General features: G+C 69.7%; 18 protein-coding genes. 5 read left to right on the top strand and 13 right to left on the bottom strand.

The annotated features are described in order from the left end of the window. Positions 1-87 precede the first annotated feature (87 nt). The 3 genes from BM310_RS13615 to BM310_RS13605 all read right to left on the bottom strand — a co-directional run bounded on the left by BM310_RS13615 (position 88) and on the right by BM310_RS13605 (position 2,389). A complete protein-coding gene (locus tag BM310_RS13615) occupies positions 88-852 on the bottom strand; it encodes a Nif3-like dinuclear metal center hexameric protein (RefSeq protein WP_089809247.1) in 765 nt (254 codons plus the stop codon). Positions 853-1,160: 308 nt separating this feature from the next. Further along, on the bottom strand, positions 1,161-2,009 hold the full coding sequence (speB, locus tag BM310_RS13610; protein ID WP_089808583.1) for an agmatinase: 849 nt from the start codon (positions 2,007-2,009) through the stop codon (positions 1,161-1,163). A gap of 5 nt (positions 2,010-2,014) precedes the next feature. Beyond that, positions 2,015-2,389 (bottom strand): translation initiation factor IF-5A, encoded by a 375-nt coding sequence (locus BM310_RS13605; RefSeq protein WP_089808581.1) that lies wholly within the window; start codon positions 2,387-2,389, stop codon positions 2,015-2,017. A 196-nt stretch (positions 2,390-2,585) separates the two neighbouring features. On the opposite strand from BM310_RS13605, the gene BM310_RS13600 reads away from it, so the two are divergent. Beyond that, positions 2,586-3,197, top strand: a complete 612-nt coding sequence (locus BM310_RS13600; protein WP_089808579.1) for a hypothetical protein — start codon at positions 2,586-2,588, stop codon at positions 3,195-3,197. A gap of 10 nt (positions 3,198-3,207) precedes the next feature. Here BM310_RS13600 and BM310_RS13595 read toward each other — a convergent pair whose 3' ends face one another. From BM310_RS13595 to BM310_RS13585, 3 genes are all read right to left on the bottom strand, one after another. Then, positions 3,208-3,645 carry a DUF5518 domain-containing protein gene (locus tag BM310_RS13595; RefSeq protein ID WP_177232621.1) on the bottom strand — a complete coding sequence of 146 codons (438 nt, stop codon included), beginning with the start codon at positions 3,643-3,645 and terminating at the stop codon, positions 3,208-3,210. A gap of 83 nt (positions 3,646-3,728) precedes the next feature. Then, a complete protein-coding gene (locus BM310_RS13590) occupies positions 3,729-5,408 on the bottom strand; it encodes an ABC1 kinase family protein (protein WP_089808577.1) in 1,680 nt (559 codons plus the stop codon). Between the two features lie 12 nt (positions 5,409-5,420). Next, the gene (locus BM310_RS13585; RefSeq protein ID WP_089808575.1) at positions 5,421-5,792 is read right to left on the bottom strand and encodes an Hsp20/alpha crystallin family protein; all 372 of its coding nucleotides are present in this window, start codon (positions 5,790-5,792) and stop codon (positions 5,421-5,423) included. Between the two features lie 179 nt (positions 5,793-5,971). Between BM310_RS13585 and BM310_RS13580 the strand changes: the two genes are divergently transcribed. The 3 genes from BM310_RS13580 (at position 5,972) to BM310_RS13570 (ending at position 10,144) form a co-directional block, all read left to right on the top strand. Further along, positions 5,972-7,225, top strand: a complete 1,254-nt coding sequence (locus tag BM310_RS13580; protein WP_089808574.1) for a molybdopterin molybdotransferase MoeA — start codon at positions 5,972-5,974, stop codon at positions 7,223-7,225. A gap of 70 nt (positions 7,226-7,295) precedes the next feature. Then, a complete protein-coding gene (locus BM310_RS13575; RefSeq protein ID WP_089808572.1) occupies positions 7,296-9,314 on the top strand; it encodes a molybdopterin biosynthesis protein in 2,019 nt (672 codons plus the stop codon). 68 nt (positions 9,315-9,382) lie between these two features. Beyond that, the gene (locus tag BM310_RS13570) at positions 9,383-10,144 is read left to right on the top strand and encodes a HalOD1 output domain-containing protein (RefSeq protein WP_089808570.1); all 762 of its coding nucleotides are present in this window, start codon (positions 9,383-9,385) and stop codon (positions 10,142-10,144) included. 7 nt (positions 10,145-10,151) lie between these two features. Here the strand turns inward: BM310_RS13570 and BM310_RS13565 are convergent, their stop codons facing one another. The 7 genes from BM310_RS13565 to BM310_RS13535 form a co-directional block, all read right to left on the bottom strand. Beyond that, the gene (locus tag BM310_RS13565) at positions 10,152-10,835 is read right to left on the bottom strand and encodes an HAD family hydrolase (RefSeq protein ID WP_089808568.1); all 684 of its coding nucleotides are present in this window, start codon (positions 10,833-10,835) and stop codon (positions 10,152-10,154) included. Positions 10,836-10,904: 69 nt separating this feature from the next. Further along, a complete protein-coding gene (lwrS, locus tag BM310_RS13560) occupies positions 10,905-11,279 on the bottom strand; it encodes an LWR-salt protein (protein ID WP_089808566.1) in 375 nt (124 codons plus the stop codon). A 2-nt stretch (positions 11,280-11,281) separates the two neighbouring features. Continuing rightward, positions 11,282-11,557 carry a 4a-hydroxytetrahydrobiopterin dehydratase gene (locus BM310_RS13555; RefSeq protein WP_089808564.1) on the bottom strand — a complete coding sequence of 92 codons (276 nt, stop codon included), beginning with the start codon at positions 11,555-11,557 and terminating at the stop codon, positions 11,282-11,284. Between the two features lie 76 nt (positions 11,558-11,633). Next, positions 11,634-13,001, bottom strand: a complete 1,368-nt coding sequence (hemA, locus tag BM310_RS13550; protein ID WP_089808562.1) for a glutamyl-tRNA reductase — start codon at positions 12,999-13,001, stop codon at positions 11,634-11,636. Then, entirely contained in the window at positions 12,998-13,714 is a 717-nt protein-coding gene (locus BM310_RS13545) for a precorrin-2 dehydrogenase/sirohydrochlorin ferrochelatase family protein (protein ID WP_089808560.1), read from the bottom strand. The genes hemA and BM310_RS13545 overlap by 4 nt, the downstream gene beginning before the upstream one ends. Before the next feature lie 108 nt (positions 13,715-13,822). Continuing rightward, entirely contained in the window at positions 13,823-14,914 is a 1,092-nt protein-coding gene (ahbB, locus tag BM310_RS13540) for a siroheme decarboxylase subunit beta (protein WP_089808558.1), read from the bottom strand. A 170-nt stretch (positions 14,915-15,084) separates the two neighbouring features. Further along, complete coding sequence (locus BM310_RS13535) at positions 15,085-15,483, bottom strand: DUF5778 family protein (protein WP_089808556.1); 399 nt, start codon at positions 15,481-15,483, stop codon at positions 15,085-15,087. Between the two features lie 169 nt (positions 15,484-15,652). On the opposite strand from BM310_RS13535, the gene uppS reads away from it, so the two are divergent. Further along, positions 15,653-16,585 (top strand): polyprenyl diphosphate synthase, encoded by a 933-nt coding sequence (uppS, locus tag BM310_RS13530; protein WP_089808554.1) that lies wholly within the window; start codon positions 15,653-15,655, stop codon positions 16,583-16,585. The last annotated feature ends 33 nt before the right edge of the window (positions 16,586-16,618 follow it).

Raw genomic sequence — 16,618 nt, 5'->3', positions numbered from 1 at the left:
ACATCTGGTAAAGTAAAAAGACGGCCTCCCAATTATCTGAATAGATAATCCCCACCGTCGGTCCGGAACGCCGTCAGCGCCGCCCGCTCACAGCCCCGTCGGGAAGTCCAGATACGTCGTCTCCAACCCCCACTCCGAGGCGAGGGCCGCGAGACTGCGGACGCCGAACGTCTCCGTCGCGTAGTGGCCCGCGAGGAAGACGTTGACTCCCGCCTCGCGCGCCTCGTGGTACACCTGCTGTTTCCCCTCGCCGGTCACGAGGGCGTCCGCGCCGACGGCCTCGGCCTCCGAGAGCCAGTCCGCGCCCGACCCGGTGAGGACGGCAATCTCCGAAATCTCGTCGGGACCGAAGTCGAGCACCTGCGTCGGTCGTCCGCCGTTGTCGAACCCGTCCAGCGTCTCGCGGAGTTCCTCGACGGTGTACGTCCGCGACGCCCGGCCGCGCTGACCGACGTGGACCGGCCCCAGTTCGCCGAACGGTTCGCGTCCCTCCAGTTCGAGGCGGTCCGCGACGCCGGCCGCGTTGCCGAGCGACTGGTGGCCGTCCAGGGGGAGATGCGAGACGTACAGGCCCACGTCGTTCTCCACCAGCGGGGCGATGCGGTCGTACTCGCGGCCGGTCACGCGGTCCAACCCGCCCCAGACGAGGCCGTGGTGGGTCACGAGCAGGTCCGCACCCGCGTCCACGGCCGCTTCGATGGTCGCCTCGGCGGCGTCGACGGCGAACGCGACGCGTTCGACCGTCCCCGTCTCCGACCCGACCTGCAGGCCGTTCGCGCTGGCGTCCACGTCGGCGTACGCCGCGGTGTCGAGCTGTTCGTCGTACCGTGCTATCACGTCGGCGCGGTCCATCGCCATGGGCGAGTCGTCGGCCGCCCGCGGCTTGTATCCCGCTGGTCTCGGGCGTCGCGGCGTCCGTCGAGCCTGTCACTCGACGGCCACGACACCTATGTACGCCCCGCCGCTACCGATTTGCACCCGTCAGCGAGACGGGCGAACGAACACCGCGACCCACCGCGGGGTGACTGTCATGGGCAAATTCAGGAAAGCGATGCGCGTATGGCGACGCCTGCCGCGAGGAATGAAGCGGAGTATCACGAGCAAGGTACGACGGCTGTTCCGCAGCGGGAAGCGGTAAACCGCGCGGCCGTTCGTTCTTTTCAGCCGGCGTCGGACTCGAAGCCGGACTCGGGAGCCGCGGCGCTGGCGTGCGAGTAGACGAACTCGCGCAGGAGTTTCCCGCCGAGCGACGCCGCCTGTCCGTCGTCCCTGTCGTTCACCTCCACCACGTCGAAGCCGTCGGCGTGAGGGGCGACGGTCCGGACCACGTCGCGCATCTCGCGGGGGGCCATCCCGAACGGTTCGGGCGTCCCCGTCCCCGGGGCGAACCCGGGGTCCGCGCCGTCGATGTCGGCGCTGAGGTACGTCGACCGCCCGTCGAGTCGGTCGCCGAAGTCGAAGTCGGCCACGTCCTCGGGGGCGACGACGGTCACGTCGTCGGCGTCGGCGCGGTCCCACTCCTCGGGCGACCCGGTTCGTGCGCCGAGGATGATCGCCTCCGCCGCGCCGAGTTCGTCGAGGACGTGTCGGGTGACGGTGGCGTGGCTCCACTCGTTGCCGTCGTAGTCGGTACGCAGGTCGAGATGGGCGTCCAGACAGACGAACACCTCGGGTTCGACGGCGTCGACGCCGGCGTAGGTGACGGTGTGTTCGCCGCCCAGCAGGAGGGGGACGGCGTCGTCGCGCACCACGTCGCGGAGCGTTCCCGCGACCCACTCGACGTACTCGCGGGCGTCGTCCCACGAGTGGACGTCGCCCTCGTCGTGGACGAGACAGTCGGAGAAGTGCAGGTCGGTCCGCCGGTCGTAGTCGTCGAACGTCCGGGCGAACCGCCGGATTCTCTCGGGACCGAACCGGGTCCCGGGTCGGAACGTAGTCGAGATATCCAGCGGGGCGCCCACGACGACGTACGCGGCGTCGTCACGCGATGCGGTTGCCCCGGGGAACATCCCGATCAGACGATCTTCCGCTGTCCCTCGTACTCGAGGTACTCTATCTCGTCTTCGGGCGAGAGGTCCTCGTCCTCGGGGATGCGCATCGTGAACGTCTCGTACGTGCTGAGGTCCATGATCTGCGCGTCGGAGCCCGTCACGGAGACGACCTGACCCTGCTTTCGCTCGATGATGGGCACCCACACCTTCGCGTCCACGGGCTGGCTGAGCGACCGCTTCTTGCTGTCGAAGACGCCCTTGCCCTCGATTCGGGCCTTCGCGCTGCCGTGTTTGCCGGGCTTGGCCGTGCTGTAGGCGTTTATCTTGCACGGCGACTCCTCCATCATCACGTAGCTGCCTTCCTGAAGTTCGCGGACCTGCTTCTGTTCTCTGGGCATACCTGCGCGTTGTCGGTAGACCGGTATAAACGGTTTGGAAACGGTCTATTGCCGCGTTCGCCCGCGTGAACGGCTGACGAACGCCGCTGCGACGACGGCTTTTGCGGCCGTCGCCCCCGACGCCTCGTCGCGCTTCCATCAATTGTCACGATATTCGCGCAACAGCGTACATCGTCCGCGGCGCGGACTTCGAAGTATGGCTCAGTACGCGACAGCCCGCACCGACGCGGCCGTCAGCACAGTCGTCCGACGCCTCCGCTGCCCCGAGGGGGAGTCGCTCGCCCGCCGCCTCCTCGCCGCCGTCGCCGCCGACGAGTTACCCCCGGCCGCGGAGCGTCGCTCGGCCGACGGCGACCCGTTCGACCGGTACGGGCTCCTCCCCGCGGCGTTCGGCGCCCTCCGCGTCGTCCGCCGACGACTCGGCTTCGACGTGCCGTCGCTCTCGGCGGCGGCGGAGACGCTGGCTGTCGACCCGAACGCGGCCGCCGCCGCGGAGCGGTCGCTCGTGAGTCGGCTCTCGCCGCCGGCGGACGAGGACGAACGGGCGCGGTTGGACCGCGAGATTCGGGCGGCCCGCGAGGCGTTCGACGCTGTCGAGTTCGCCGCCGAACCCGCCGCCGACTCCCACGCCGGGGTGGGCCGCCACTCGGCGGGCACCTCCGACCCCGTCGCCGAACGCCGCGCGCACCTCCGGCGTCTGGAAGCCGACCGCTCGATGGCGTCGCTCGGATTCGTGCTGTACGAACTCGCCCGCGACGACGCGAGCGAACCGGCCGCCCGGCCGCGGAGCGACGCGGACCGCGCGTAGGCCGTCGCAGTCAGGCCTCGTCGGTGTCGGCGTCCAACCAGCCGTCCACGCCGTCGCCCCCGTCGTCCTCGCGGGCGTCGCGTCCGCGCGAGTAACTCCCGAGGACGCCCGCCGCGACGTTGGGTAGCGTCACGCAGAGCAGAATTCCCGTCGTCGCCTCGCCGGGCGTGTCGAACAGTGGGACGAGGTACTCGAACGGGAAGGGGAGCGTACCGCCGCCGACGACGGCGAGGGCGACGAGGCCCGGGATGAGGACGATACCCCACGTGAGCGCGGACAAGAGGCCGTGCCACGCGCCGTCGGCGGCGTCCGGTCCGACCAGGTAGCCCGCGAACGCGCTCCCGGCCAGGCCGCCGACGAGCGTCACCCGACCGGTCAGGAGGAAGACGAACGCTTCGCTGCACGCCGCGAGGGCGAATCCCGCCACCACGACCCGCCAGCGAGTCATCGGTGGGAAGGTGTCTCGTCATCCGCAATAAACGTCCGCTTCAAAAACTCACGTTTGAGAATCGCCGCCGGGGCGAGGTCGGTTCAGTCCTCGCCGCGACGCTGACGCATGCTCTGCCGGGTGAACTGCGGCGTCGTCCGGAGGCCGCGCTTCTTGCGGAACGACCGGTAGAGTTGGACGACGACGGGTACCGTCAACGCCGCGGCGACGGCGGCGGGGACGACGCTGGTCTGGTCGAACGCGTAGAGGATGGCCGTCGAGAGGGCCCCGACGGAGAGGAGTATGCCGTAGACGAGGCGGCGGGCCAGTTTGTCCAGCACGTCGTTCTTGTCCTCGAGGCGGACGTTGACGGTCAGGTTCTCGCGTTCGACCCTGTCGAGGACGCGGTCCAGTTTCGGCGGCACCGTGAACAGGGCCTCCGTCGTCCGTTGCATCTGTCGCCCCGCGTCGGCGACGAGTTCCTTCGCCGTCTCCTCGTAGTAGCCCTCCTCGCGGAGGTAGTCGGTGGCGACGGAGATGAAGTCGAACTCGGGGTCGAGGGTGACGCAGACGCCCTCGACGACGGTGGCCACCCGGAGGACGAGTGCGAGGTTCCGCGGCAGTCGAAGCGGGAACTCGTAGATGGTGGACTCGACCTGTTCGATTATCTGCTGGACGCGGTACTGCTCGATGTCCTCGCCGCGGGCGTCGGCGATGGCCAGTTCCATCACGTCGCCCATCACCTGCCGGTCCGCCTCGGGCGACAGCGTCCCCATCTCCACGAGGGCGTCGAGGATGCCGTCGATGTTCTGGTTGGCGACGGCGACGTAGAAGTCCACGATTTTGTCCTGGATGAACGGGTCGACGCGCCCGGACATGCCGAAGTCGTAGAAGATGATGCGCCCCTCCTCGTCCACGGCGAGGTTGCCGGGGTGGGGGTCGGCGTGGAAGACGCCGTCGTCGATTATCATCTGGAGGTAGATGCGCTGGAGGCGCGTCGCCAACTCCGTCCGGTCGACGCCCATCTCGTCGATGGCCGCCACGTCGTTTATCTTCGTCCCGGGGAGGTACTCCATCGTCAGCACGCGCGGTCCCGACCGCTCCTCGACGGGGTCCGGGATGCGGATGGTCCGGTCGCCCTCGAAGTTCGACCGAATCTGTTCGAGGATGCGCCGTTCCCGGCCGTAGTCCATCTCCTGTCGGATGGTCTTGGCGAACTCGTCGGCGAGGTTCTCCAGCGAGAACGCCCTGCCCTGTCCGATGAACCGCATCAGTATCGGCAGCGACCACCGGACGACGCGCAGGTCGGCCTCCACGAGCGATTCGATGCCGGGGCGGCGAACCTTCACCGCCACGTCCTCGCCGTCGTACCGGGCGGTGTAGACCTGACCGAGACTCGCGCCGCTTATCGGGTCGTCGTCGAACGACGCGAACGCCTCGTCGATGGGGCCGAGTTCCTCCTCCAGCACCTGCTTCGCGTCGGACCACGGCGCGGGCGGCACGTCGTCCTGCAGACTCGACAGCACCTCGATGTACTGCGGCGGCAGGATGTCGGGCCGCGTCGACAGCAGTTGGCCGAGTTTGATGAACGTCGGGCCGAGCGTCAACAGCGAGTCCAGCAGTATCTGCGCTCGCTCGGCCTGCATCTCGGTCGTGACGGTCCGACGGCCGCCGAACAGCAGGTACTTGCGACGGTCGCGCGCGTACGCGACTATCAGCGGGAAGAACTGGTAGACGACGACCAGAAACCGCCAGTACGAACGTAGATTGACCAGCGTCACCACCTCACCGCGCGGTCAGGCCTCGGTGTCGTCGGCACTGGAGATGGGGATGGTCCGTTCGGGGGCGGCGTCGCGTTTCGGCAGGCGGATGGTGAGGACGCCGCGGTCCATCTCGCTGTCGGCGCCGGCGCCCGTCGCGTCCGGCGGGAGCGGAATCTCGGCGTCGAGGAACAGAGAGCGGTCCTCGCGGACGTACCGGAACTCCGTCGGCAGTTGTTTGTCGCGGCGCGCCTCGATGACGAGGCGGCCCTTCTCGACGTGGAGTTCCGCGGTTTCGGCGGTCACGCCCGGGAGGTCCAACACGAGGAGGTACGCGTCGTCGGATTCCAGCAGGTCGGCGAACACCGCGTCCGGAAGTTCCTGAAGCGCGTCCCGCAATGCAGACATACTCGTTGGTACGGATGCCGGGTCGAAAAAGGCCGCGGTCGGCCGCCAGCGGACGGGTAAGCCTTGTGGTCCGACGGCCGACCAGTCGCCGCGTCCGACCGCAGGTGTCGGCCTCGGCCCCGACACTCGCCGCGGCCGACGCGCGGAGCCTTTTACTCTCCGCCGGCCAACCATCCGCCATGACGAACGCGCACGACCGGCAGACCGCCGGGTTCAAAGAGCGGACGCGGGTCGCCGAGGCGCGCCGGACGCTCCTCGCGGCGGCGACACCGCACGACCGGACGGAGACGCTTCCCATCGGCCGGGCCGACGGCCGCCCCCTGGCGGAGTCGGTCACCGCGCCGAATCCGGTTCCGAACTACGACCGCGCGGCGATGGACGGGTGGGCCGTCCGCGCCGCGGACACGTTCGGCGCGTCGGACCGGTCGCCCTCGACCCTCCGCGTCGCCGTCGCGGAGGCGGAGTCCGACCCCGACGCCGCCGTCGAACCGGGCGCGGCCGTCCGCGTCCACACCGGCAGCGAACTCCCGCCGGGCGCTGACGCGGTGGTGATGGTCGAACACGCCGAGGAGGTCGGAGCGGAGTTGGAGGTGTTCGACGCCGTCACCGAGGGCGAGAACGTCGGCGACGCCGGCGAGGACGTGTCCGAGGGACAGGCCCTGTTCGACGCCGGCCACGAACTCCGGCCCTCGGACCTCGGCCTCCTGAAGTCCGTCGGTCGCGACGAGGTGTCGGTGTACGAACGGCCGACGGTGGGCGTGATTCCGACGGGCGAGGAACTCGTCCAGTCGGACCCCGGGCCGGGCGAAATCGTCGAGACGAACGGCCTGACCGTCTCCCGACTGGTCGAACGCTGGGGCGGCGTGGCGACGTATCGAGACGTGGTCACCGACGACCCCGCGGCCCTCCGCGCGGCCGTCCAACGCGACCTGACGAAGGACGTGGTCGTGACGACGGGCGGGTCCTCGGTCGGCGAACGCGATTTGATTCCCGAAGTCGTCGACGAACTCGGCGAAGTGCTGGTCCACGGCGTCGCCCTCAAACCCGGGCACCCGGTCGCTCTCGGCGTCGTGGAGGAGACGCCCGTCGTGATGCTGCCGGGGTACCCCGTCGCCTGCATCGTCAACGCCGTGCAGTTCCTCCGCCCCGTGCTGAAGCGCGTCGGCCACCTCGACGACCGACCGTACCCGAGCGTGGAGGCGCGTCTGACGCGGAAGATTCCGAGCGAACCCGGCGTGCGGACGTTCGCGCGGGTCCGACTCGGCGAGGCCGACGAGTCCGGTGAACGCACCGCCGAACCGACCCGCGCCTCCGGGTCGGGCGTCCTCTCGTCGGTCGCACTCGCCGACGGGTGGGTCGTCGTCCCCGAGGGGCGGGAGGGCTACGACGAGGGCGACGCCGTGACCGTCGAGGGCTGGGAGTGGTCGGCGTGACTTCCGTCGGACGGCCTCTCGGCCGCGTCGCGGCCGAGCGTGCGACCGACGGCGTCACCCTCGCCACGGGGTGGTTCGCGTGACCCGAAAGGAGTTCCGCGACCTGGCCGACCCCGAGGACGCCCACGCGGCCATCGCGAACCTCGACCTGTCGCCGGCCCCCGAGACGGTCCCGCTCAGGGAGTCCCGCGGGCGCGTCCTCGCCGAGCGAATCGACGCCGAGATGGACGTGCCCGGGTTCGACAGAGCGAGCATGGACGGCTACGCCGTCCGCGCCCGGGACACGTTCGGCGCGGGCGAGGCGTCCCCCGAGGAACTCGAACTCGTCGGCGAGGTCCACGCCGGGAGCGAACCGGACGTCGTCGTCGGCGACGGCGAGGCGGCCGAGATTTCCACGGGCGCGGTGATGCCCGACGGCGCGGACGCCGTCGTCATCGTCGAACGGACGGAGGAACGGGACGGCACCCTCGTCGTCCGCGACGCCGTCGCGCCCGGCGACAGCGTGATGCTCGCCGGCGCGGACGTGGCCGCCGGGGCGCGCGCACTCGGCCCCGGCACGTACCTCACGCCCCGCGAAATCGGCCTGCTCTCCGCGCTCGGCGTGGACGAGGTGCCCGTCCGCGGGAAGCCGACGGTCGGTATAATCTCCACCGGCGACGAACTCGTCCGGCCGGGCGACCCGCTGAACAGCGACGCCGGTCAGATCTACGACGTGAACAGCTACACCGTCGCCACCGGCGTCGAGGAGGCCGGCGGCGAGGTGGTGCTGTACCCCCACGCGGGCGACGACTACGAGGAGATGGAGCGCATCCTCGTGGAGGCGGCCGAGGAGTGCGACCTGGTGCTGTCCTCGGGGTCCACCTCCGCCTCCGCCGTCGACGTCATCTACCGCGTCATCGAGTCGCGCGGCGAACTCCTCCTGCACGGCGTCGCGGTCAAGCCGGGCAAGCCGATGCTCGTCGGCACCCTCGGCGGCGAGAACGGCGACGGCGAGGACGGTGACGGCGAGAACGGCGACGGCGAGGACGGTGACGGCGAGAACGGCGACGGCGAGGACGGCGACGGCGAGAACGGCGACGGCGAGGACGAAGCCCCCGGTTCCGCCTCCGCCTACGTCGGCCTGCCGGGCTACCCCGTCTCCGCGCTGACCATCTTCCAGACGTTCGTCGCGCCCGCGATTCGCCGCGCGGCCGGCCTGCCGGAACCGCGGACGGCCACGGTCACCGGGACGATGGCCGCCCGCGAACGCTACGGCGAGGGGCGACTGCGCCTCATGCCCGTCGGCCTCCTCGAAGACGAGGCCGGCGAGACGCTCGTGTACCCGGTGGACAAGGGAAGCGGCGCGACCACGTCGCTGGTCGAGGCCGACGGCGTGGTCGAAGTTCACCCCGACACCGAGTACCTCGCGGCGGGCGAGTCCGTCGAAGTGCGCCTGTTCTCGCCGGACGTGCGCGCGCCGACCCTCCTCGGCGTCGGCGAGGACGACCCCGCCCTGTCGCGCCTCCTCGACCGACTCGACGCGCCGCGGTACCTCCCGGTCGGGAGCCGAGAGGGCCTGCGTCGCCTCCGCGGCGGCGTGCCCGACGTGGCCGTCGTCGCCGGCCCCACCGACCGCGACGTGGAGAGCGTCGACCTCGGCGGGTGGACGCGCGAGTGGGGACTCGTCGTCCCCGCGGGCAACCCCGCGGACGTGTCCGGCCTCTCGGACCTCGTCGCTGGCGACCTGCGCTTCGTCAACCGCGACGCGAACGCCGGGCTCCGGGCCAGTCTGGACGCGGCGTTCGAGGAACTCGCGGCGGACCGGGGGACGACGCGACGCGACCTGACCGCGGCCGTCGACGGCTACGAGTTGACGACGAAGGCGACGGAGAGTCCGGCGCGCGCCGTCCTGCGAGGGAAGGCCGATGCGGGACTCGGCCTGCGCGCCACCGCCGAGACGCTGGGGATGGCGTTCGTCCCCGTCGGCGAGGAGTCCGTCCGCGTCCGCGCGAACCCCGACCGAACGGCCAAGGAGAGCGTCGAGGCGTTCTCGACGCTCCTCGCCGACACCGTCGTGTTCGACGGACTGGCGGGCTACGAGTCGGACTGACTAGGCAATCAGTCTGACACATCACCTGCCAAGAAAATTTTAGTGCGGTGGGACTAACTCCCACACGCATGGATTCAAGTGCGACCGTCCTGCACGTCGACGACGACCCGGATTTGCTCGAGCTCTCCGAGCTCTCCTTCGAGCGACACGCCGACGACGGTATCGAGACGGTGACGGCGTCGAACGCCGAGGACGGGCTGGAGGTCCTCGACTCCCGGTCGGTCGACTGCATCGTCAGCGACTCGCTCAGACTCGACGACGACACCGCCTTCATCGTCGCCGCGCGCCGGCGCGCCGCGTCGATACCGATCATCTTCTACACCGCAAAGGAGTGGGACGCCGTCGCACTCGACGCGCTGGAAGCCGGCATCTCCGAGTACGTCCGGAAAGCCGACGACGGCGACGTCGCCGCCGTCGTCGAACGGGCGAGCGAACTCGCGACGCGGAACCGGACGCCGACGATAGAGGAGGAGACGCTCGTCGAGGACCGGCCGTGCGACACGCTGGAGGAAGCGGTGGACGCGTTCCCCGCGGAGACGGCCGACGGGACGTGGACGGTCATCGGCGTCCACGACTGGCAGAGGGACGAGGAACTCGGGACGACCATCGCACAGGTGATGGAGGCGCACACCGGCGTCGACGCGATGCAGGCCGAACCGCTGTTCACCTCGCTGGACGCGGAGGCGCTGGAGACACTGCTCGAACCGCGGCCGGGGGAGTCGTCGCGCTACGACATACAGGTCCGGTTCCCGTACGCGAAGTGGGAGCTATCCGTCTCCAGCGACGGCTTCATCGCGATTCGCGACCTGCCGGCGACGGGCGACGAGTAGCGTCACTTCACTCGACGACGAACCCGCCGTCGGTGGCGACGCGCCGGTTCCGTAACTCGTCGAACGTCTCCACGCGCACGTCCGCGAGGACGCACCGGCCGCGTCGCTCCGGGGTGTGACGCTCGACGTGAATCCCGTCGAGTCCGGCGTTCCACGCGGCCCCGATGTCGCTGGACCCGTCGCCGGCGAGAACGCCGCGAGCGCCGGCGTCGGGGTCGATGCCGAGCGCCTTCATCGTGTGGTAGACGGGCGCGGGGTTGGGCTTCCACCCGACTTCCTCCGTGCAGCAGACGACGGCGTCGAACCAGTCGCGGAGGTCGAGGTGGTCGAGGACGGGGTCGGCGAGGAACTGTTGACAGTGCGTGACGACGCCCACCGGCCGGTCGTCCGCGACGGCGGCGAGGAGGTCGGCGGCGTCGTCGTGGAGGTGGGTCGCCTCCGCGCGGGCCTGCGGGTCCTCGACGGCGTGGAACGCGGGCCAGAACTCCTCGGGGTCGACGCCCCACGCCCGCAGTTGCGGGTCGCGCGCGCCGCCGAGGCCGTGCCAGACGACCTCGGCCTCGCGGTCGGTGAACTCGCGGCCGAGTCTGTCGCCCACCCGGTCGAACACCTCGCGGGTGTACGACCAGTCGGCGTCGACGACCGTGCCGTCGAGGTCGAACAGCCAGAAGTCGTACGCGTCGGCTACCATCGGAGGCGAGGGTACGCGCCCGGTGGCTATGTGCTTTTCGGCGGTACTGTCAGCCTCTCCGACGCGTGTTCAGTCGCCGTCTTCGACCCGGATGCTCGACCCGAGGTACTTGTGGAGCACTTCGCGCGCGGAGTCGGCGTTGAAGAGGTCGAGGTGGTCGGCTATCTCGGCCCGCAACGCCGTCAGATACGCCTCGTCGGTGCGCAACTCGCTGAACGAGACGGCGTCGACGGGCACCGAGAGCCACTCCTCGGCGAGTTCGCGGGCGTACCGGTCGTCGTTGACCTCGCCGCGCCACAGGGCGTCCCGGAAGAACGTCCAGTCGTTCTCGCCGGGGTCGGCGGCGGCGACTTCGACCACCGTCTCGAACGTCCGCGGGTCGGTGCGGACGCCCGACGCGGCGTCGAGGCGGAACCGCACGCGGAAGACGTACGCGGCGTTCACGGCTATCGCTCGTCGTCGAACAGGTCGGCCAGGCGGATGTCCTTGTCCGTGATTCCGCCCTCCTCGTGGCTGGTGAGACGGACCTCTACCTCCTCGTAGCCGACGATTATCTCGGGGTGGTGGAACTCCTCCTCGGCGACTTCCCCGACCTTCGTGACGAACTCGATGCCCTTCAGGTAGTCATCGAACTCGTACGTCTTCGTTATCTCGTCGCCGTCGCGTTCCCAGCCGTCGGGGAGTCGGGTCTGAATCTCGTCGTCGTCGAGTAGTTCGGCCATGGCGGGATGTCGTCCGCCGGGCGAATAACGTTTCTCCCCGCCCAGACGGCGTCTCGCGTCGGCCGTCTGCGCGCCCTCAGTCGTCGGCGAGTCCTTCGAGGACGTGCCGGGGGACGTCGGCGTCGTCGGGCACGTCTTCGGGGACGCCGTCGGGCATCCCGTCTCGCGGCCCCGACGGCGACTCCAGCGACGGTTCGTCGCCGCCGAAGTCGGGGTCGAACAGCGTCATCGCCGTCTGGATGGTGTCCCAGTCGTCCTCGACGGCGGCCTCGCGGAGGCTCTTCGTCGGCGCGGAGAGCAGTTGCCCGACGAGGGCGTCAGCGAGTGCGTCCACCGTCTCCCGCTGTTCGTCCGTCAGCCCGCCCTGCGCGTCGAGCTTCGCCAGCGCCGTCTCGACTTCGCGCTGTTTGACCTGCTCTGCGGCCTCGTACATCCCGCTGATGGCTCGGTCGGCGCGGCGCTGCTTGTACGACTCCAACAGCCGTTCGAACTCGTCGTCGATCATGGCTTCGACCTGCTGTGCGGCTTCGCGCCGCCGTTCGCGCGTCTTCTCGGTGACGGCCTCCAGCCCGTCGATGTCGTGGACGACCACGCCCGGGAGCGACTCGACGGCCGGGTCCACGTCGCGGGGTTGGGCGATGTCGATGACCGTCGTCTCTCCGCTCGTCTCGACGTGGTCCGAGGAGAGGACGTACTCGGGACTCCCGGTGGCCGAGATGACGACGTCCGCCGCCTCGATGGCCTCCTCGACGGCGTCGAGCGAGAGGGCGCGCGCCGGCACGTCGACTTCGGTGGCGACGTGTTCGGCGTGCGGGACGGTCCGGTTGGCGACGACGAGGTCCTCGACGCCCGCGGCGGCGAGCGACTGGGCCGCCAGCGTCCCCATCTCGCCCGCGCCGATGACGACTGCCGTCGCTCCTTCCAGCGGCGTCTCCGACTCGGCGAGTCTGACGGCGGCGGAACCGAGCGACAGGGCGCCCTCGTTTATCGCCGTCTCCGTGCGTGCGCGTTCGCCCACGTGCGTGCCCTTCGTCACGGCGTCGTCCAGTATCGGCCCGATGCCGCCCGCGCCGCGGGCCGTCTCGAACGCCCGCTTGAGTTGCCCGAGAATCTGGTCCTCGCCGACGACGAGCGACTCGAGTCCGGCCGCGACCCGCATCAGGTGCCGGAGACTCTCCTCGTGGTTCATCTCGACGACGGCGCCGTCCCGCACGTCGGGAGCGAAGTCGGCGAGCGCCCGGCGGCCGGCCGCCTGCGCCTCGGTGACGACGTAGGCTTCGGCGCGGTTGCACGTCTGGAGGGCGAACGCCTCCGAGACGTGGTCGCGGGCGAGGAGGGATTCGACGGCGGAACGAACGTCCCCGTCCGACGCCGACGCTATCTCGTCGACGGTCGCGTGTTCGTGGGACACACGAACGCCAGAGATGACGCCAGCGTTCCTCATCGTCCACCTCCGACTGTGTTCCGTATCACGCGGTCTGCCTCTTGGCGGGCTTTAGATTCCCCCGTACGTAAAGCCTTCCAAACCCGTTCCGACCGCACGACGGCGCGGACCGCGTCCCGCCGCTCGGCGGCCGTATAGTCCGAATCTCGGAGTTCTCGGCGGAGTCGCCCGGTCAGGTCGGCCATCGCGCCCGCGCCAGTGATGTCGGCCTCGATTCGCTCGCGCAGGTGCTTCGCCAGCGCCGGACTCGCCCCGCCCGTCGAGACGGCGACGCGCACGTCCCCGTCTTCGACGGTGGCGGGGACGACGACGTCGCGCGCCCTTCGGTCCGGGTGTCCCTCGCCGCCGCTCTCGCCGTGTTCGTCGTCGCCGCGTTCGCCGTCGTCGTCCGCGTCCGCGTCGCTTCGGTCCGCGCGGTTCACGAGTGCGCCGACGGCACGCGCGGCGTCGGCGGCGACGTCGTTCACCGCGTCGTCGTCCGTCGCGGCGACCACCAGCGACGGTTCGACGCGGTCGACCCAGTCTCGCACCTCCGCGGGCGACGGTGCCGCGCGGACCAGTTCGGCGTCGCCGTAGTCCGCGGCCTCGAAGTCGGGACTGACGACGGTCACCGCGGCCTCCGCGGCGAACCGCCGGGCCTTCCGCGCGCCGACGGGGCCGCCGCCGAAGACGAGGACGCGTTCGTCCGTGAAGTCGTGGTACAGCGGTATCACTCGGTTTCGGCCTCCGGATTCGACTCGCGTTCGTCCGTCTCTGTGCTGCGGTCGTCCGTCTCCGTCCTGTCCCCCTCGCCGTCCGTGCTGTTCCCCACCATCTCGTGATTACTCCGTGTTCGCGTCGGCCCGTTCGGCCATCCTGATTCCGGTCTTCTTCAGGATGCGCGTCGAGAACAGGGTGTCCCAGTCGCCCTGTTCGTCGTCGGTCGTGCGGTCGCCCACGTCCCAGTACTCGGACATCACGTCGCGCACCTGTTCGATTCGCTCTCGGCTCTCCGCCTCGGTCCGGCCGTGCGTCATCGCGAAGAAGTTGTACGGCCAGACGCCCTCGTGCCGCGGCCGCCGATAGCAGTGCGTCACGAAGTCCAGCGAGGCGACGGCGGGCCCCACGTCCTGCACCACGTCGTCGGGGACGTTCCAGACGGTCATGCCGTTCTCGGTGTAGCCGAGGGCGTAGTGGTTCGGGATGACGCCGACGCGACGGACCTTCCCCTCGACGTCGAACCGCTTTATCGTCCGGACGACCCAATCGGTGTCGGCGTCGAGTGCGTCCGCCACGTCGGCGTACGGCGTGGCCGAGACGGGCAGGCCGCCCTGTATCTCCAACACGAGGTCGCGTTCGGCCGGCGTCAGCGTCCGGCGGTCCTCGGGTTCGACCGCCGGTCCGAGGTCCGACAGGTCCACGTCGCCGTCGGGCACCGGCCCGTCGAGCATGAACTTCGCCTCGACGCGGAACTCGTCGCGCTTGGGGAGGTTGTACGTCGGTTGGCCCGTCTCCGACTCTATCTCGGAGAGCACCTCCGCCACGCGGTCCTCGTCGGCGACGCTGACGACGAACCACATGTTGAGGTGCGGGTGTTCGCGTTCGTAGTTGTGCGCAACCTCGCGGTGGGCGTTCACCTGCTCGGCCACCTCGTCGAACCGGTCCTCGGGGGCGTGCATGGCGACCAGCGTCGCCGTCCCGCCTATCTCCTCGGCGTTGACGAGTGCGCCGAAGCGGGTCAACACGCCCTCGTCGTCGAGGTGGCGGACCCGTTCGAGGAGTTCGTCCGCGGTCACCTCGACGCCGCGTTCGCGAAGCGCCGCCGCGGCCGGTTCGAACGGCCGTTCGACCACCGGAAATCCGCCCTGAAAGGCGTTGACGATGGCCCGGTCGAGCGTCGTCAACTCGGCTCTATCGACGTCGGCCCTGCTCATGGTTTCCCCTCAGGTGTGCGCGAGGATAAGCGTCTCGAAGCCGGGGGTTCGGGCGCTCGATTCGAGTCGGTCACTACTCGAAACGAGTGCGGACGGGGGTGAAAATGTGCGGTTAGCTATGGACGAACCGCCGCCGGCGTCGCGTCACGTGCGGACCGTCCGAACCGCGCCTACGGGACCTGCGTCACGCGTTCGACGTGGTCGAGGGCGTCCAGGTCGGCCGCGAGTGCCTCCTGTTCGACGCCCGCCTCGTAGTAGAACACGAGGTCGAACGTCCCGCCGCGGAGGAGTTGCTGGCACTCCCAGACGAACGACTCGTCGTCGATGGTGAGGCCCTGAAACTGGTTCGACGAGAAGTCGGGCGTGTCGTTCCCGGCGTAGATGTACGTCTCGCCCTTCTCGGCGTGGTCCGAGATGACCTCGTTTATCTCGACGGTGAGTTCCTGCATCTCCAGGTCCTCCTGCCCGGAGAGGTCGGTGTGGACGATGGCCCCGACGAGTTCGATGTCGCCGGGTTCGAGGAGTGCAAGCGTGCGCTTGTAGAGGTCATCGTCTACGGTCTCGCTCATACGTGGACGATAGCCGACGAGAGATAAACGGGTGACGGTTCGCCGGCGGAGTTCGTCCGCCACGAACAATCGTCTCAGAAGGACTGTCTCTACTCGCAGAACGTCGGACTCGCCCGGACGTGCTGCGAGAACGAAAAGAATCATACGTCTCGGTGCGGTTTCACCTCCAATGAGAGAGTGGCTTCGTCGGCAGTTCAACGGCGCCTACGAGCGGATGCTGCGCCGTGAACTCGGTAGCAGTCCCGAACACGTGGCCATCATTCAGGACGGCAACCGACGCTACGCCCGTAGCCACGGCGACGACGCCCCGGACGGTCACAAGAAGGGCGCGAAGACGAGCGAACGGGTGCTGGACTGGTGCGACGAGTCCGGCGTCGAGGAACTGACGCTGTACGCGTTCTCGACGGAGAACTTCGACCGCCCGCAGGAGGAACTCGACCCCCTGTTCGACCTGATGGAGGACAAACTGTACGAGTTCGCCGACGCCGACAGAGTCCACGAGTCCGGCGTCCGCATCTGCGCCATCGGCGAGACGGAACGCCTCCCACCGCGCCTCCGCGACGCCGTCGACTACGCCGAGGACCGGACGAGCGACTACGACAACTTCCGGCTCAACATCGCCCTCGCCTACGGGGGCCGGGCCGAACTGCTCGGCGCCGTCCGCGACGTGGCCCGCGACGTGGAGTCGGGAGCGCTCTCGCCCGACGACGTCACCGTCGACGAGGTGGACGAGCGACTCTGCCGGCAACCCGCCCGCGACGTGGACCTCATCATCAGGACGGGCGGCGACGAGCGAACCTCGAACTTCCTCCCGTGGCACGCCAACGGCAACGAGGCGGCCGTCTACTTCTGTGCCCCCTACTGGCCCGAGTTCTCGAAGGTCGACTTCCTCCGTGGCCTCCGCACGTACGAGTCCCGCGAGAAGTCGTGGCAGCGCACCCGAACGGAGCGAGCGGTGGCGCTCGTCCGCTCCGCGGCCGAGACGGAACTCGCGGAGGCCAAGACTGTCGCGAGTCGCCTCCGGGAGAAGTTGCCCTCGGCCGGGGCCGAGGAAGTCGTCGCCGAGTTGGAACGGCAGGGCGACGCCGAAGCGGCGGACTGAGCCGAGTCGAGACGGGGCCCGACAGGCCGCCGA

Source organism: Halogeometricum rufum, assembly GCF_900112175.1.
Lineage (GTDB): Archaea > Halobacteriota > Halobacteria > Halobacteriales > Haloferacaceae > Halogeometricum > Halogeometricum rufum.
Note: the sequence above shows the minus strand (reverse complement) of the source record. Positions and strands in the feature narration are given on the sequence as shown.

What these genes read in the sequence shown, in the direction of transcription:
- BM310_RS13615 (WP_089809247.1), bottom strand. Translation starts at nt 852, where the DNA reads ATGGACCGCGCCGACGTGATAGCACGGTACGACGAACAGCTCGACACC.
- speB (WP_089808583.1), bottom strand. Translation starts at nt 2,009, where the DNA reads ATGTTCCCCGGGGCAACCGCATCGCGTGACGACGCCGCGTACGTCGTC.
- BM310_RS13605 (WP_089808581.1), bottom strand. Translation starts at nt 2,389, where the DNA reads ATGCCCAGAGAACAGAAGCAGGTCCGCGAACTTCAGGAAGGCAGCTAC.
- BM310_RS13600 (WP_089808579.1), top strand. Translation starts at nt 2,586, where the DNA reads ATGGCTCAGTACGCGACAGCCCGCACCGACGCGGCCGTCAGCACAGTC.
- BM310_RS13595 (WP_177232621.1), bottom strand. Translation starts at nt 3,645, where the DNA reads ATGACTCGCTGGCGGGTCGTGGTGGCGGGATTCGCCCTCGCGGCGTGC.
- BM310_RS13585 (WP_089808575.1), bottom strand. Translation starts at nt 5,792, where the DNA reads ATGTCTGCATTGCGGGACGCGCTTCAGGAACTTCCGGACGCGGTGTTC.
- BM310_RS13580 (WP_089808574.1), top strand. Translation starts at nt 5,972, where the DNA reads ATGACGAACGCGCACGACCGGCAGACCGCCGGGTTCAAAGAGCGGACG.
- BM310_RS13570 (WP_089808570.1), top strand. Translation starts at nt 9,383, where the DNA reads ATGGATTCAAGTGCGACCGTCCTGCACGTCGACGACGACCCGGATTTG.
- BM310_RS13565 (WP_089808568.1), bottom strand. Translation starts at nt 10,835, where the DNA reads ATGGTAGCCGACGCGTACGACTTCTGGCTGTTCGACCTCGACGGCACG.
- BM310_RS13555 (WP_089808564.1), bottom strand. Translation starts at nt 11,557, where the DNA reads ATGGCCGAACTACTCGACGACGACGAGATTCAGACCCGACTCCCCGAC.
- hemA (WP_089808562.1), bottom strand. Translation starts at nt 13,001, where the DNA reads ATGAGGAACGCTGGCGTCATCTCTGGCGTTCGTGTGTCCCACGAACAC.
- ahbB (WP_089808558.1), bottom strand. Translation starts at nt 14,914, where the DNA reads ATGAGCAGGGCCGACGTCGATAGAGCCGAGTTGACGACGCTCGACCGG.
- BM310_RS13535 (WP_089808556.1), bottom strand. Translation starts at nt 15,483, where the DNA reads ATGAGCGAGACCGTAGACGATGACCTCTACAAGCGCACGCTTGCACTC.
- uppS (WP_089808554.1), top strand. Translation starts at nt 15,653, where the DNA reads ATGAGAGAGTGGCTTCGTCGGCAGTTCAACGGCGCCTACGAGCGGATG.